The 14,457-nt window shown below is 70.0% G+C and carries 11 protein-coding genes and 3 pseudogenes; 7 read left to right on the plus strand and 7 right to left on the minus strand.

Annotation, left to right across the window (positions count from 1 at the left end):
• Positions 1 to 37: 37 nt before the first annotated feature.
• Both ACFTZL_RS27600 and ACFTZL_RS27605 read right to left on the minus strand, forming a co-directional pair.
• Positions 38 to 379 (minus strand): annotated as a pseudogene (locus ACFTZL_RS27600) (DUF305 domain-containing protein); the annotation flags it as partial.
• A gap of 232 nt (positions 380 to 611) precedes the next feature.
• The gene (locus tag ACFTZL_RS27605) at positions 612 to 2,165 is read right to left on the minus strand and encodes a SpoIIE family protein phosphatase (RefSeq protein ID WP_382587983.1); all 1,554 of its coding nucleotides are present in this window, start codon (positions 2,163 to 2,165) and stop codon (positions 612 to 614) included.
• Between the two features lie 322 nt (positions 2,166 to 2,487).
• Between ACFTZL_RS27605 and ACFTZL_RS27610 the strand changes: the two are divergent.
• Together ACFTZL_RS27610 and ACFTZL_RS27615 are read left to right on the plus strand one after the other, a co-directional pair.
• A pseudogene (locus tag ACFTZL_RS27610) lies at positions 2,488 to 2,667 on the plus strand (IS5/IS1182 family transposase); the annotation flags it as partial.
• A gap of 188 nt (positions 2,668 to 2,855) precedes the next feature.
• Positions 2,856 to 3,125, plus strand: a complete 270-nt coding sequence (locus ACFTZL_RS27615) for an aldo/keto reductase (protein ID WP_382587999.1) — start codon at positions 2,856 to 2,858, stop codon at positions 3,123 to 3,125.
• Here ACFTZL_RS27615 and ACFTZL_RS27620 read toward each other — a convergent pair.
• Positions 3,091 to 3,378, minus strand: a pseudogene (locus ACFTZL_RS27620) (amidinotransferase); the annotation flags it as partial. The gene ACFTZL_RS27615 and the pseudogene ACFTZL_RS27620 overlap by 35 nt on opposite strands.
• A 421-nt stretch (positions 3,379 to 3,799) precedes the next feature.
• Positions 3,800 to 4,855, minus strand: coding sequence for a TerC family protein (locus tag ACFTZL_RS27625; protein ID WP_382587985.1), 1,056 nt, complete (start codon positions 4,853 to 4,855; stop codon positions 3,800 to 3,802).
• A 211-nt stretch (positions 4,856 to 5,066) separates the two neighbouring features.
• Here ACFTZL_RS27625 and ACFTZL_RS27630 point away from each other — a divergent pair, with 211 nt between their 5' ends.
• Positions 5,067 to 5,192: a hypothetical protein gene (locus ACFTZL_RS27630; RefSeq protein ID WP_382587987.1), complete on the plus strand. Its 126-nt coding sequence runs from the start codon at positions 5,067 to 5,069 to the stop codon at positions 5,190 to 5,192.
• A gap of 442 nt (positions 5,193 to 5,634) precedes the next feature.
• Here ACFTZL_RS27630 and adh read toward each other — a convergent pair whose 3' ends face one another.
• From adh to ACFTZL_RS27645, 3 genes are all read right to left on the minus strand, one after another.
• Positions 5,635 to 7,152: an aldehyde dehydrogenase gene (gene adh / locus ACFTZL_RS27635; protein ID WP_382587989.1), complete on the minus strand. Its 1,518-nt coding sequence runs from the start codon at positions 7,150 to 7,152 to the stop codon at positions 5,635 to 5,637.
• A gap of 82 nt (positions 7,153 to 7,234) precedes the next feature.
• Positions 7,235 to 8,485, minus strand: a complete 1,251-nt coding sequence (locus ACFTZL_RS27640; RefSeq protein WP_382587991.1) for a transcriptional regulator — start codon at positions 8,483 to 8,485, stop codon at positions 7,235 to 7,237.
• A 951-nt stretch (positions 8,486 to 9,436) separates the two neighbouring features.
• A complete protein-coding gene (locus tag ACFTZL_RS27645) occupies positions 9,437 to 9,925 on the minus strand; it encodes a hypothetical protein (RefSeq protein WP_189724575.1) in 489 nt (162 codons plus the stop codon).
• Between the two features lie 706 nt (positions 9,926 to 10,631).
• Between ACFTZL_RS27645 and ACFTZL_RS27650 the strand changes: the two genes are divergently transcribed.
• From ACFTZL_RS27650 to ACFTZL_RS27665, 4 genes are all read left to right on the plus strand, one after another.
• The gene (locus ACFTZL_RS27650) at positions 10,632 to 12,497 is read left to right on the plus strand and encodes a phage tail sheath family protein (RefSeq protein WP_382587993.1); all 1,866 of its coding nucleotides are present in this window, start codon (positions 10,632 to 10,634) and stop codon (positions 12,495 to 12,497) included.
• Positions 12,498 to 12,530: 33 nt separating this feature from the next.
• Positions 12,531 to 13,055, plus strand: coding sequence for a phage tail protein (locus ACFTZL_RS27655; protein WP_015662275.1), 525 nt, complete (start codon positions 12,531 to 12,533; stop codon positions 13,053 to 13,055).
• 144 nt (positions 13,056 to 13,199) lie between these two features.
• A complete protein-coding gene (locus ACFTZL_RS27660) occupies positions 13,200 to 13,934 on the plus strand; it encodes a hypothetical protein (RefSeq protein WP_382587995.1) in 735 nt (244 codons plus the stop codon).
• On the plus strand, positions 13,927 to 14,457 hold a 531-nt coding region (locus ACFTZL_RS27665), incomplete at its 3' end, for a hypothetical protein (protein ID WP_382587997.1). The genes ACFTZL_RS27660 and ACFTZL_RS27665, both read left to right, overlap by 8 nt.

Below are 14,457 nucleotides of genomic sequence, written 5' to 3' on the forward strand. Positions count from 1 at the left end.
GGGCACCACTGGTGCCAGCCCCGCGCCCGCCGTGGGATCAGTTCTTGCCGAGCAGCTTGTTCATCTTCTCGATCTCCCCGCTCTGCGAGGTGATGATCTGGCCGGCCATCTTGGTGGCCGGCCCGTAGGCGCCGTCGGCCTGCTCGGTCTTCGGCATCTCGACCGCGCCTTCGCAATGCTTGATCATCATCTCCATGAAGGCGGTGTCAAATGCCTTGCCGGAGGCGTTCTTGAGCTCGGCCGTTCCATCGGCTGTCATCATGTCGCCCGTGCCGTGCATGGGGTGGTCCAAGGCGCCCTCGGCGGGCACTTCCTCGCCCCAGGAGGTCAGCCAGCCGGAGAGTGTCTTGCTCTCCGGGTCCTGGACCTTCTCGATGTTGGGCGAACTCGCTCACCTCCGGTTACATGGCGATCCAGTCGACCCGTCCGCAGCCCTCGCGTACGGCCTGACCGACTCAAACAGGCACTCAGCGTCGCCGAGGGGTGGTTGAGCCTGGCCGCGGAGGCGGGTTATCGAGCTCGTCGACCGAGACGCCGTCGTCGCCTGCCACTCCACTGTCGAGCAGGCGCTGCCCCCTCTGACCACCGGGTGTCGAGGTCAGCGCAGGCGCTCAGCTACCCGGTGACCGGCTCGGTGCAGTCGGCCTCATACCCTGCTGATCGCCTCCGTCTATCGGGCTCTGACCGGCCCGGGCGATGAGCAGTGCCACGTCGTCGTGGTCGCCTTCGGCGCGCAGGGTGTTCAGGAGCCGGTCGCAGGTGGCGTCCAGCGAGCGGCAGGGGTCCTCGAGAACGTCGACGAGGGCCTCCAGGCGTGTGTCGATCGGCTGATCGCGAGTCTCGACGAGGCCGTCGGTGTACAGGACGAGCTGGTCGCCTGGGCCGAAGTCGATGGAGGTGGAGTCGAAGGCGATGCCGCAGCCGCCCAAGGGCGCGCCGGTGGGCAGGTCGAGTAGCTGATGGGTGCCGTCCGCGCGCAGGACGGCGGGCGGCAGGTGGCCGGCAAGTGCTACGTGGCACTGTGCGGCATAGGGGTTGTAGACGGCGTAGACACACGTTGCGATTGTGTCGATGCCGTCGGTGATGTGGTCGAGGTGGTGCAGGACCTGGGCCGGGGGGAGATCGAGGTCAGCCAGGGTCCTGGTGGCGGTGCGTAGCTGTCCCATGGCGGCTGCGGCGGAGACTCCGCTGCCCATGACGTCGCCGACGACGAGGGCGGTCTTGTCGCCGGCCAGGGGAATGACGTCGAACCAGTCGCCGCCGATCTCGATCGTCGCCTGAGCGGGGCGGTAGCGGAAGGCGACGTCGAGGCCAGGTCGCTGTGGAGGAGGGTGGGGCAGCAGGCTGCGCTGCAGGGTGAGGGCGGTGCGGCGCTGCTCTTCGACAGCGCGGTGCCGGTCGGTGACGTCGACACTGGAGGTCGCCACTCCCAGTACCTTCCCGTTGGGCGCTTCGAGCCGGTAGAACGAGACCGACCAGGCGTGATCGCTGTCCGGATCAGCCGCCGTGCGACCCACCGTGTACTGGTCCAGGACCGGAACGCCGGTGGCCAGGACTTCGCGCATGGCCGCTTCGAAGGACTCGTCCAGGAAAGGCAGCACCTCGTTGACGTGGCGGCCGACATGCTCGGCGGCCGGCACGCCGTTCATCCGTTCCTCCGCCGGGTTGACGGAAATGTATTGCAGGTCGGTGTCCAGCATGCCCAGCCCGATCGGTGACTGGGACACCAGCTGGGCGGACAGAGACAAGCTCCGCTCCACCTGCCGCAGCGTTCCCTGGTCCGTGGCCAGACCCAGCGCCCAATAGTCGCGCTGGTCGTCCTGCAGCCGCATATTGCGAAACTCCACGATGCGCGTGCTGCCGTCCTTGCGCCGGATGGGGAAGACCCCCGCCCAGCTCTCGCCATCCCGCATGACGTGGGCCAACATTGCCAGCACTGTTTCCAAGTGCTCCTTGTCGATCAGCAGCTGGCCGGCGTACTGGCCCAGGGCCTCCTCGGCGCTGTAGCCGAAAAGGATCTCGGCCTGCGGGCTCCAGAGATCGATCCTGCCCTCGGCATCGAGGAGGACAGCGGCCACGTTCAGCACATCCAGCAGGCCACCCGGTTTGGACGGAACCACACCAGACCTGCCGGGATCATCTCGGAAGGGTTCGGTCGCACCCATGATCCAGGCTCCTTCCGGCCGCCATCTTGGAATGGCGTCTGCCGCATCGGGCGATGTGCCCGCCTCCGTGTCCCGGCCTTCTCATCGTCTCCCTCCGCCGCCCCCGCGTGCACGCCCAACACTGGGGCCAAGGAACACCCTGCCTAGCGGAGGCTGCGCAGGGGCAACGAGGGTGGTCCCGATGTCGAACTTGATCAGCTCGGCGGCGGGCACCGACCAGATGGGGTGGCCGGCACCGCGCGGGTGGTGGCGTACTCGCCACGGTCTTGGACCTTGGGTCAGGGCGTGTTGCAGAAGGCTCTGATCTGGCCATTTACCCGTTATGCGTGGGGTGTTGAGGGCTGATCCGTTGTGGGTGGAGACGTTCACAGGCCTGCGGATGCGGCAGTTCGAAGGCTTGTTACGGGCGGTGCGGGAGCGATGCGGCAACGGTCCTGGGGGCGGGCGGCCGTGGTGCCTGCCGCTGGCGGATCGGATGCTGCTGGTGGCGGTCTATTACCGCGTTGAGGCCGAGCGCGTACTGGGTTCCTTCGCCTCCAGCTCGCGTAAGGGATCCGTGTTCATCAGCATCGCTGATCTCGACGGCAAGGGCTTCCTCACCGGCACCGTCGACACCACGACCGCGTTCACCGAAGGAGACACTCCACCATCCCGCGGTTCAACCAGGACAACCTCGCCTCCAACCAGGCCCTGGTCGACCACGTCGCCGCGCTCGCCCGCGCCAAGAACGCCACCCCCAGGCAGGTCGCCCTGGCCTGGCTCCTCTCCCAGCACCCCTGGATCGCCCCGATCCCCGGCACCCGCCGCATCGAACGCCTGGAGGAGAACGCCCGCGCGACACAGGTCGCCCTGTCCGCCGACGACGTGGCCGACCTCGACGCCACGGCGACCCGCATCGGTGTGCACGGCGACCGCTTCAACCGTGGATGCGATAGCCGTGCTGGAACAGGTCGTCGGTGAGCTGTGACTTCGGCGCCGCGGTCCAGCGTGCGCCGCGCCGGAAGTAGTCCTTGAGCATCGGGCGGTAGGAGTGGGTCTCGAAGCACCGGCACGGCCAGGCCATCGGGGTTTCGATGATCTCGTCCCCGATCACGAGCATGCTGGCGCGGGCGGTGTTGCAGAATCCGCGCCAGGACCAGTTCGGAGTGCGGAAGCGTTGCCCGTGGGCGGCCGCGTCGGGGCGCCTTACCGTGACGCCGAGGGATTCCAGCAGCCTGGACGGTCGCGACGGAGGGCGCCGACATCACGCACAGTCCGTGGTCCGACGACGGGCGTCGCGTTCTGTATCAGGCGCCCGCACGCGCTTCTGCGACTCTGCCGTGCGTCGGTCCATGAGCATCAGTCCTATGGGCGTTGAGCATGATGATCGCGCTTCGGAGAGCTCTTGAGCTCCGGCTGTCTGGGGTATTCGGGGCATTCAGGGTTGTGGCAGGGCCCGGGGGCCCACACGGGCACGAAGATCCCGAGGGTCTTGTGCCGCTTCTTGATGATCATGTCCAGGGAGTGCTGGCAGACCGGGCACACAGGCGTTCCTCGTGGGTCGGTCCCCTGCTCGGCTTTGCTCATTCTTTAACAATAGGTCTGCTTATGTAAAAAAGGGAAAATCTGCCTTATTCGGTCGGTCTGCTGGGCGGTCAGCGCGTGCTTCGTGGCGGATCGTCCCTGTGCCCCGCGCCCGCGTGTGGGCCGCTGGCGGGCCCCGGTTCAGTGGCCGTGTCTGGTCGTGGGGCCGGCTCCTCCTGGTCGGCGGAGGGGGGCGGGGCGGGACGTAGCAGGCTGAGTGTGACGGATGCGGCCAGGACGACGACGATGACCGCGAGGCTGATCGGTGAGGGGATTTCCGGGATGCTAGGGCTGATCAGCTTGTGCGATGCCTGCAGGATGAGCTTGACGCCGATGAAGCCGAGGATGATCGCGAGCCCTTTGTTGAGGTAGTGGAAGCGGTCCAGCAGGCCCGCGAGCATGAAGTACAGGGCTCGCAGGCCCAGGATGGCGAATGCGTTGCTGGTGTAGACGATGAAGGCGTCGTCGCTGACGGCCAGGACGGCGGGAACGCTGTCGACGGCGAAGATCAGGTCGGCTGCCTCGATCGCGGCGACCACCGCGAGGAGCGGGGTGGCCACGCGTTTGCCGGCTTCCTTCACGAAGAACTTCATGCCGGCGTACTCGTCCCGGACGGGGACGATCTTGCGGAGCAGGCGCAGGGCGAAGCTCTTGCCGGGATCGAAGGTCTCCTCGTCGCCTTTGAGGAGTTTGTAGGTGCTGTAGAAGAGGATGGCGGCGAAGGCGAACAGCACCGCGGTGAAGCGGCTGACCACGGCGACGCCGAGGGAGAGGAAGATCCCGCGGAAGACCAGGGCGCCCATCACGCCGAAGAACAGCACGCGGTGCTGGTAGGCGCGGGGCACCTTGAAGTAGGCGAAGATCACCGCGAAGACGAAGAGGTTGTCCACCGACAGGCTCTTCTCCAGCAGCCACGCGGTGGTGTACTCGGTGCCGGCCGTCGTACCCAGGACGAGGAAGACGACCCCCGCGAAGATCAGGGCGAGGCCCACCCACAGGCCGCTCCAGGCAGCGGCCTCCTTGAAGCCGATGACGTGCGCGGTGCGGTGGGCCAGCAGGTCCACCGTCAGCGACACCACCACCGTCGCGGCGAACGCTCCCCACAGCCACAGCGGGACCTCAAGCACGCCGGTCACCCTCTCCGAGGCCCGCGCCAATGCGCAGCCCCTCATACAGGAGTCTCCGGCATCACGCAGCGCCGAGCGACCCAGGCATCAGGCACGGCGGCCGGGGCCGTCACCTCGCCGCGAGCCGGGCCTCGCTGTACCGAGACGCGTCAGCACCGCCGGGCCAGGCGAAGGTCACGAAGTATTACGCCCGGAAGAGATGGAGATGCTGATGAATACGGGACCCTTCCGGGAAGCGGAGACCACGCACGCCACGGGCTGGTCCTTCGTCTCCGCCGACGAGACGCTCGTCAGCCTGCCACCGTACGAAGGGTATGCCCCCAGAGGACGCGGCTGAGGATGACCGACGACCGAGGCGGCTCCCAAGACCGCCCGCGGGCGACGGCCTGGCGCACCGTTTCGCTCTGTACGTGCCCTGCGCGCAGTGGGAAGTTGAGTGGGCCTGGTGGTCGCCGGGCGGGCTGTCGATCCTTCCGCGTACGGCATCACATGGGGACGTGCGCGTGAGGCTGCACTGACTCTCGTTTCTGGCCGAGGCGCGGAACCATGCCAACAGCCTGATCGAGGAGTCGATGCGAAGGTGGGAGGGGCAGGACGGCAGTGCAGAGGACGCGTGAGCCGGGCCTCCTTGGCCCGGAAATGCCCCGGAACAGCTGGTCAGAGGTGGGATAGCAGTGGGAAATATCGGGAGTTACTCTGCACTTCACCCCGTGACTTAGATGCACGCCGGGAAGGGCGCCTGACAGGTGACTGCCTGGTCAGGCGCCCTTTTCTGGCGTCTAGAAGAAGCCCAGTTTCTTCGGCGAGTACGACACGAGGAGGTTCTTCGTCTGCTGATAGTGGTCCAGCATCATCTTGTGCGTCTCGCGGCCGATCCCCGACTTCTTGTAGCCGCCGAACGCCGCGTGCGCCGGGTACGCGTGGTAGCAGTTGGTCCATACCCGGCCCGCCTTGATCTCGCGGCCCAGGCGGTACGCCGTGTTGCCGTCGCGGGTCCAGACGCCGGCGCCCAGGCCGTACAGGGTGTCGTTGGCCAGTTTGAGGGCCTCGTCGACGGAGTCGTACGTCGTGACGGAGACGACCGGGCCGAAGATCTCCTCCTGGAAGATCCGCATGTCGTTGCTGCCGCGGAAGATCGTCGGCTCGATGTAGTAGCCGCCCTCGAGACCGGGGACCGCGCGGGGGTTTCCGCCCGTGACGACCTCGGCGCCTTCCTTCCTGCCGATGTCGAGGTAGGAGAGGATCTTCTCGTACTGGTCGTTGCTCGCCTGCGCGCCGATCATGGTGGCCGGGTCCAGGGGGTCGCCGCCGACGATGGCCTGCGTGCGTGCGACGCAACGCGCCATGAAGTCCTCGTAGATGGAGGAGTGGATCAGGGCGCGGGACGGGCAGGTGCACACCTCGCCCTGGTTGAGGGCGAACATCACGAAGCCCTCGACGGCCTTGTCCAGGAAGTCGTCGTCCGCGTCCATGACGTCGGGCAGGAAGATGTTCGGGCTCTTGCCGCCCAGCTCCAGCGTGACCGGGATGATGTTCTCGCTCGCGTACTGCATGATCAGGCGGCCGGTCGTCGTCTCCCCGGTGAACGCCACCTTCGCCACGCGCGGGCTGGAGGCCAGCGGCTTGCCCGCCTCGACGCCGAAGCCGTTCACGACGTTGACCACACCCGGGGGCAGCAGGTCCGCGATCAGTTCCATGACGTAGAGCAGGCTGACCGGGGTCTGCTCGGCCGGTTTGATGACGACACAGTTGCCGGCGGCCAGCGCGGGGGCCAGCTTCCACGTGGCCATCAGGATCGGGAAGTTCCACGGAATGATCTGGCCGACCACGCCCAGCGGCTCGTGGAAGTGGTACGCGACCGTGTCGGCGTCGATCTCCGCGATGCTGCCCTCCTGCGCGCGGACGACACCGGCGAAGTACCGGAAGTGGTCGACGGCCAGCGGAATGTCGGCGGCCAGGGTCTCGCGGACCGGCTTGCCGTTCTCCCAGGTCTCGGCGACCGCGATCTTCTCCAGGTGCTCTTCCAGGCGGTCCGCGATCCTGTTGAGGATGCCCGCGCGTTCCGCGGTGGACGTGCGGCCCCACTTGTCGGCCGCCCGGTGCGCGGCGTCCAGGGCGAGGCCGACGTCGGCGGCGGAGGAGCGGGCGACCTCGCAGAAGACCTTGCCGGTCACGGGGCTCGGGTTCTCGAAATAGCGGCCCTCGACCGGGGCGACGAAGTCACCGCCGATGAAGTTGTCGTAGCGCCGGGCGAAGTTGACGATGCTGCCGTCGGTTCCTGGCTGCGCGTACACCATGGCGGCTCTCCTCGGTGAAGGGCGGTGACGGGTGACGCCCTTCACTGTGCTCCCGCCAGGTTGGCGCAAGGTTGGCGCCGCGTCAGTCGCGCAGGGCCGTGGTCAGCCGGCCGGCGGCGATGGCGCGGCGCGTGTCGTCCGGGCCGAGCAGCCGCAGCGCGTGCTCGTGGATCTCCGCGTCGTACGGGGCCCGTTCGCCGTAGCGCAGGGCGTGGTCCGGGCGGGTGCTCGCCAGCACGGCCTCGCGTACGGCCACTTCGATGCGGGTGCGCCACTCCTCGATGCCGGGTGCCTCGGAACGGGGGAGCAGCGGACCGCCGTAGCGGCGCAGGGCGGTGTCCGTGTCGCCCTGCTCCAGCGCGCGCAGGACGTCGGCGGCGTCGCAGGACACCGGGATCGTCAGGGCGTAGCGGCGGGGGGCGATGCCGCCGCCGAGGGCGCGGCGCAGGTGGGAGATCTCCGCCTTGAAGGTGGACGCGGTGACCTGCCGGTCGCCGTACAGGGCGGCGCGCAGCCGCTCAGGGGAGAAGCCGTCGGGTTCGAGCGCGAGCAGGGTGAGGATCTCCAACTGGCGTGGGCGAAGGGAGAGTTGTCGGCCTTCCTGTGCGGCCTGCACGGCCTGTTCGGCGCCCAGGCAGGTGAGCCGCAACTGGCTCTGCTGACTCGGCTGAGCCGGGCGGGCCTGTTCCGTCGTGAGGCGGGCCTCGATGGTGGACACCAGCGTCCGTACGGTGGACATGGCCAGGGGGTGCGAGCGGTCCCAGGTGGTGGACAGGTCCAGTACGCCGAGGACCCGGCCGTCCGGGCCGTGCACGGGGGCGCAGTAGCAGACCCAGCCGTGCAGGGCCGACACCAGGTGTTCGGCCGAGAAGACGGAACTGGGGCGGCCGGTACGCAGGGCGAGGGACAGGGCGTTGGTGCCCATGGCCTGCTCGTCCCACCGGCCGCCCGGCGCGAAGTTGACCCGCTCGGCCTTGCGGCGCATGGTCGGGCCGCCGCAGGTCCACAGGATGGTGCCGGACTCGTCGGTCACCGCCGTGACGAACCCGGCGTCCTCGGCGATGCTGTGCAGTTCGCCGGCGAGGCCCGAGACCGGCCGGTACAGCGGTGAGGACGTCCAACGCTGGTGCACCGGGCCGCCGTCGGTGACCGGGGCGCTGTCCCGGCCGGGGTCCACACTGCCCAGCGAACGCGCCCAGGACTCGGTCACCTCGTGGCGCAACGCCGCGCTGCCGCCCGGCCGCGTGCCGGGGTTGCTCAGCCGCGGTACCCAGTGGGACCACTCGTGCTCCAGCACGGTCCTGCGCTGCCGGAGGTCAGGGCGCTGTGACATGGCCTCTCCCTGCCGTCGTACCGGTTCTCCGCGTGAGGTCAGTGTTACCGGATGCGCCGGGCCCGGTCGAGGAAACCGGCGGACCGGGATCCGGGGTTCCGCATGACTGGCCGGGAAGTGGCCCTGCTCTGAACGGGCGACCGCCTGACTGGATGTTTGTCCGGACCCCGCGTGCCGCCGTACGGGTGACGGGTTCACTCGACCCGACGGACGGGGTTCCGCCCGCGTACCACCGGTGCGCGGCGTCGCGTTGCCCTGGCATGGACAGCACTGCGACGGCGCGGCGCCTGCTCGGGAACGACGCCGCGCCCCGGCCGTACGCCGAACTCACCAGCGGATACTCGGGCCATCCGCCGATCTACGCGGCCCTGGTCGCCGAATGGGAGGCGAGGGGCCACACCACCCCGGAGCACCGTGACGGCCAGTGGGTCTCCTTCGCCGCGCCGACCGAGAGCGAGACCTGGACCGCGGTCCCCGCGTGGAACACCGGCCCGCACCTGGGCCCGGTCGTCCCCACCGGCACCCACCCGGCTGCCGCCCGGCACACAGTCCCGGTCGTCTCTGCCGGAGCTCCCCCGACGCCTGGCCGGCACACAGGTCTGGTCGCCTCCGCCGCCCTTCGCGCGACCGCCGATCGGCACTCGGGTGCCCCGGCCGCTCCCGCCGGCGCCCTCCCGACCCCCGGCCAACACCCAGGCCCGGTCACCCCTCCCGCAGTTCCCCCGACCCCCACCCCCGGTCGGCACACAGGTCTGGTCGCCTCCGCCGACCTTCGCGCGACCGCCGATCGGCACTCGGGTGCCCCGGCCGCTCCTGCCGGCGCCCATCCGACGCCCGGCCAACACCTAGGCCCGGTCGTCCCTCCCGCAGTTCTCTCGGCCCCCGGTCGGCACACGGGCCTGGTGGCCGATCGGGTCCCGGGAACCCCGGCCGCTCCTGCCGGCGTCCGCCTCACCAGCCGTCGAGTGCCACCGGCTCCGCGCTGACCGGTGCCAGTACCGCGAGGGTGCCCGTGGCCTCGCGGAGGGCCGACTCGAGTGTGCCGGGGGAGTGCAGGGCGCCGGTGCCGTCCGGCGGGACGAGCCATTCCAGGCGGCCGGCGGGCCGGTACGGCGGCGGTACGGCGACCCAGGAACCACGGCCGACGTGCCGGACCCCGAAGCCGACCCACTCGCTGACGGGGTCGGGTGGCAGGAAGAAGCCCACTCTGCGCGCCGTGCAGTCCACCAGGGTGGGGCCTGGCACCTTCAGCGGGTCGCGCCACAAGTAGTCCAGGGCGAGCAGGCCGAGCCGGTCGGGAACGCTCAGCACGTCCCAGTAGCGCCCGGCCTCCACGAGGACCGTGCCCGCGCCGTAGTCCCACTCCCGCTTGCACTCCTGGGGGTCCGTGGCGGCCGCGGCGAGCCACTCGACGGCTTGCTTCCACATGACGCTCTGCATGGCCACCCCAGGCACAGTCGGCGCGCCCCGAAGAACGCACGCGGGACACGGGCCGGTGGCCCGCGGGGATCCGGGAGATCCGCGGTGCCGGTCCGGCCTCAGTCATGCTCGTAGATATTTCTAGGTGCCGGAAGGGGTGGCGCGGCCTGGCGTTTGGGTCGGGCATGTCCCGGTCGAAAGAGGGCACTCGAAGACGCAACACGTAAGGCCGCGGTCAACTCCGCGCGTCCATGCCGCCCATACGAAACCGGCCATTGGCTGATGAACAGCTCGGGGAGAACTCGGGGAGCGCGCTGGGCGGATGGACCGCCGGCGCCGGAATTACGCGGCTCCCAGGCGTGCCCGCGGCCCCGCGTTCACACCCGCTGTGCGCGAGGCGTGGACCAGTCCACGAGGGCGCGCGGGCAGGATGTGCGAATCAGGGAAGTTTGCCTTCACAAAACCTTCTACTGTGCTGGCCAGAACCTGTCTTGTTCGGTCAACTCCGAACGCACCAAGGTGGATTGAGCACTTGAGCATCAGGAGTCACAAGCGCGCTGCTTGACCTGTGCGACCGAATCGCGCGGGTACTGACGGGGGAACTGATGAGGTGCGCGTGCCCACCGTCGACGCTCGGGGGGCAGTTCTTCGCGCACGGCCGGAACGTCTCTCCCTCACCATCTCTTGGTGCCTTCATCCGGTGCCCGAGACAGGGATAGGAGGGGGAATGCCGATGAGTGCAGTGAGCGCCGCCAAGCCGACGTATCCCGGTGTCTACGTCGAAGAGCTTCCCAGCAGCACCCGCACCATCTCGACCCTGACCACTTCGGTGACCGCGTTCGTGGGCCACACCCGCCGCGGTCCGCTGAACGAGCCGGTGCGCGTCACCAGCTTCACGGAGTTCGAGCGCCGCTTCGGGGGATTGAGCGCCCAGAGCGCCGTCGGCTACGCCGTTCACCAGTTCTTCGGCAACGGCGGCTCCGTCGCCGTGATCGTCCGGGTCGCCAAGGCCGGCAGCGGCCAGGCCGCCTGCGTCACGCTGGAGTCCACCGAGGGCCACAGCGAGTGCGACGTCCTCAAGGTGCACGCCAAGGAACCCGGCGTGTGGGGCAACGGCCTGCGTGTCGCCGTCGACTACGACACGCCCTGCCCCGACGAGACCTTCAACCTGCGCGTCCACGACGCCAAGGGCGAGGCCCGCGAGAGCTTCACCGGACTGTCCGCCGACCCGTCCAACGGCCGGTACGTGCAGACCGTCGTCAACGCCGGCTCCCGGCTGATCCGCGTCGAGGTCGTCGGCGAGGGCCGGCCCGACCCGTCCGGCACCGTCTCCAAGCCGTTCGGGCACGAGCTGCCCGACCTCGCCGTGGACCTCACGGTCAAGATCGGCGACGTCGAGCGGGAGTTCACGCTCTACGACCCCGACTGTGACGGCGAGGCCCCGCACTCCGTCGCCGAGCTGGCGCTGCTGCTGGAGCGCAAGCTGCGCGCCCTGCCCGACGCGCCCGGCAAGCACGCCTTCGCCGGCGCCGAGGTCACCGCCTTCGGCCGGCGCGTCCAGGTCGTCGCGGGCTCCACCGACCCCGAGGACGTCGTCCGCTTCCTCGGCGAGTGCGCCAACGACCTCGGCCTCGAGGCCTCCGTCAACCCGCCCGTCTTCCCGCTGGAGGGCGGCGAGGACGGTGAGGCACCCGGCCCGCGCGACCTCATCGGCTCCGAGGCCGACAAGTCCGGCATCCAGTCACTGCGCGGCGTACCCGACGTCAACCTGCTCGTGCTGCCCGAACTCGCGGCGTACGAGAAGGCGGAGGACGCCGTCACCGTCGTCTCGGCCGCCCAGCGGCTGTGCCAGGAGCGGCGGATCTTCCTGCTCGTCGACGCGCCGAGCACCTGGGTCAACGTGGACACGGCCCGCGCCGGGCTCGCCGCGTACGACGCCGTCCGCGGCAACCACGCGGGCCTGTACTTCCCGCACCTCCAGCTCACCGACCCGCTCACCGGCCGGCTGCGCTCCTTCCCGCCGTCCGGCGCGGTCGCGGGCGTCATCGCCCGTACGGACTCCGAGCGCGGCGTGTGGAAGGCCCCGGCCGGCACCGAGGCGCGGCTCGCGGGCGTGCACTCGCTCACGGTCAACCTGACCGACCGCGAGACCGGCCTGCTCAACCCGCTCGGCGTCAACGTCCTGCGGACGTTCCCGGTGACCGGCCCGGTCGTCTGGGGCGCGCGCACGCTGGAGGGCTCCGACGCCCTCGACAGCGAGTGGAAGTACGTGCCGGTGCGGCGGCTCGCCCTGCACGTCGAGGAGAGCCTCCAGCGGGGCCTGCAGTGGGTGGTGTTCGAGCCCAACGACGAGAACCTGTGGCAGCAGATCCGCCTCAATGCCTCCTCCTACCTGCACACGCTCTTCCGCCAGGGCGCCTTCAAGGGCGGCACACCGCGCGAGGCCTACTTCGTCAAGTGCGACAGCGACACCACGACCGACGAGGACATCGAGAACGGCATCGTCAACGTCCTGGTCGGCATCGCCCCGGTCCGCCCGGCCGAGTTCGTGATCGTCAAGATCCAGCAGACGTCCGGCCAGTTCGCGCTCTAAGGAACGCCCCAAGGAATCCCTGAGGACATTTCGATGGCAGAGTTCACGGTCAACGCCCATCGTTTCGACCCGTACAAGAACTTCAAGTTCCTGGTCCTGTGGGACGGTCGGACGGTCGCGGGCATCAGCAAGATCAGTCCGCTCAAGCGGACCACCGAGGTCGTCAAGCACCGCCACGGCGGCGACCCCTCGTCCCCGCGCAAGTCGCCGGGCCGCTCCGAGTTCGAGGGCATCACCCTGGAGCGCGGCGTCACACACGACCCCGAGTTCGACCGCTGGGCCAACAAGGTCTGGCAGGTCGGCGCGGGCCTCGGCTCGGAGGTGTCCCTCGCGGACTTCCGCAAGGACATCGTGATCCAGGTCCTCAACGAGGCCGGCCAGGTCGCCGTCTCGCACAAGCTGTACCGGACCTGGCCCAGCGAGTACCAGGTTCTCGGCGAACTGGACGCCAACGCCAACGCGGTGGCCATCCAGACGCTGAAGCTCGAGTGCGAGGGCTGGGAGCGGGACTACGAGGTGCCCGAGCCGGAGGAGCCCTCCTTCCTGAACCCGGCGTAGCGCTCCGCAGGGAGTGCCGCGGTCGGCCGTCTGTTGTGGGCCGGCGCGTCGTGGCTGGTCGCGCAGTTCCCCGCGCCCCTTTGGGGGCGCGGCTGAACCGCGTGGGTGCATGGGAACTGTTCGGACACTGGCAAGGGGGGACAGATGGCGATGATGCGGGCGGCCGATGTCCTGGCCACCTGGGAGTCCGGGCTCGGCCAGGCCCAGGCCGGGCGCGCGCTGCTGTTGCACCGGGCTGCCCGGCCGGACCTGGGCGGCGATCAGCAGGCGCTGCTGTCGCTCCCGGTGGGGGAGCGTGAGGCGGATCTGTTCGCCCTGCGCCGGGCCCTGTTCGGCGAGCGGATGCAGGTGCGTCTGGAGTGCCGGGCGTGCGGCGCGGACATGGAGTTCGAGCTGGACGCCGGGGAGTTCGCCGGCACTCCGGCCGACCGGGGCGATCCGGTGGTGCGGGTCGCCGAGGACGGCTGGGAGGTCGAGTTCCGGGTGCCCGGCGTCGCCGACCTGACGGCGGCGGCCCGGGACGCCGACCCGCGCCGGGCCCTGCTGGCCCGCTGCCTCGTCACCGCCGTACGCGACGGGCGGCCCGTGTCCGCGGACACGCTGCCCGTCGCCGTACAGCGGCGGATCGCCGAGGCCGCCCAGGCAGCCGACCCGGGGGCCGACGTCACGCTCACCATCGCCTGCCCCGAATGCGGGGAGCCCACCCGGGCCGAGCTGGACATCGCCTCCTACCTGTGGACCGAACTGGACGCCTGGGCCCGGGACCTCCTGCTCGACGTCCATCTGCTCGCCACCGCTTACGGCTGGAGCGAGCCGGAGATCCTGGCGCTCAGCCCGCTGCGGCGCCGTTACTACCTGGAGCTGTGTGCGGATGTCTGACTCCACCTCGGAAGGGCGGCCGGAGCCCGACTTCCTCGACCGGCTGCTCGCCCGGCACGCGGCGCCCGCCGCGCGGCGCCCCGACGTGATGCGCGTACGGCCGCGGCTGGCCGGTCCGTTCGAACGCGTCGAGGCGGTACGGGCCGCCGCACCGGACCCGGACGGTACCGAACCGCTGTGGCCCGTAGCCGCCCCGGCCGCTGTCGCCCGGCCGGACGGGACGCGCCCGGCGGCCCGCGAGGTCGTCCGTACGGAACGGGAGCGGACGGTCGTACGGACCGAGCCCGCCCCCGCACCCGACGAGCCCGCACTTCGTCCGGCCAGGCCGGCCGAGTCCGAAGGGCCGCTGCTGCGTCCCGTCACACCCACGGGCCCCGTGCTGCGGCCGGTCCCCGACACCGCCCGCCGCGCGGCGGGCCGGGGCCGTACCGACCGGGCGGCCCTCACGAACGCGGCGTCCGTGCCGACCCCCCCTGGTACGGACGCCGCTTCCCCCGCCGCCGTGTCCGCCCCGCTGCTCCCC

Origin of the sequence: Streptomyces sp. NPDC056948 (assembly GCF_042674225.1) — a bacterium.
GTDB lineage: Bacteria > Actinomycetota > Actinomycetes > Streptomycetales > Streptomycetaceae > Streptomyces > Streptomyces purpurascens.

What these genes read in the sequence shown, in the direction of transcription:
- ACFTZL_RS27605 (WP_382587983.1), bottom strand. Translation starts at nt 2,165, where the DNA reads ATGGGTGCGACCGAACCCTTCCGAGATGATCCCGGCAGGTCTGGTGTG.
- ACFTZL_RS27640 (WP_382587991.1), bottom strand. Translation starts at nt 8,485, where the DNA reads ATGTCACAGCGCCCTGACCTCCGGCAGCGCAGGACCGTGCTGGAGCAC.
- ACFTZL_RS27660 (WP_382587995.1), top strand. Translation starts at nt 13,200, where the DNA reads ATGGCGATGATGCGGGCGGCCGATGTCCTGGCCACCTGGGAGTCCGGG.
- ACFTZL_RS27630 (WP_382587987.1), top strand. Translation starts at nt 5,067, where the DNA reads ATGAATACGGGACCCTTCCGGGAAGCGGAGACCACGCACGCCACGGGC.
- ACFTZL_RS27645 (WP_189724575.1), bottom strand. Translation starts at nt 9,925, where the DNA reads ATGCAGAGCGTCATGTGGAAGCAAGCCGTCGAGTGGCTCGCCGCGGCC.
- adh (WP_382587989.1), bottom strand. Translation starts at nt 7,152, where the DNA reads ATGGTGTACGCGCAGCCAGGAACCGACGGCAGCATCGTCAACTTCGCC.
- ACFTZL_RS27650 (WP_382587993.1), top strand. Translation starts at nt 10,632, where the DNA reads ATGCCGATGAGTGCAGTGAGCGCCGCCAAGCCGACGTATCCCGGTGTC.
- ACFTZL_RS27655 (WP_015662275.1), top strand. Translation starts at nt 12,531, where the DNA reads ATGGCAGAGTTCACGGTCAACGCCCATCGTTTCGACCCGTACAAGAAC.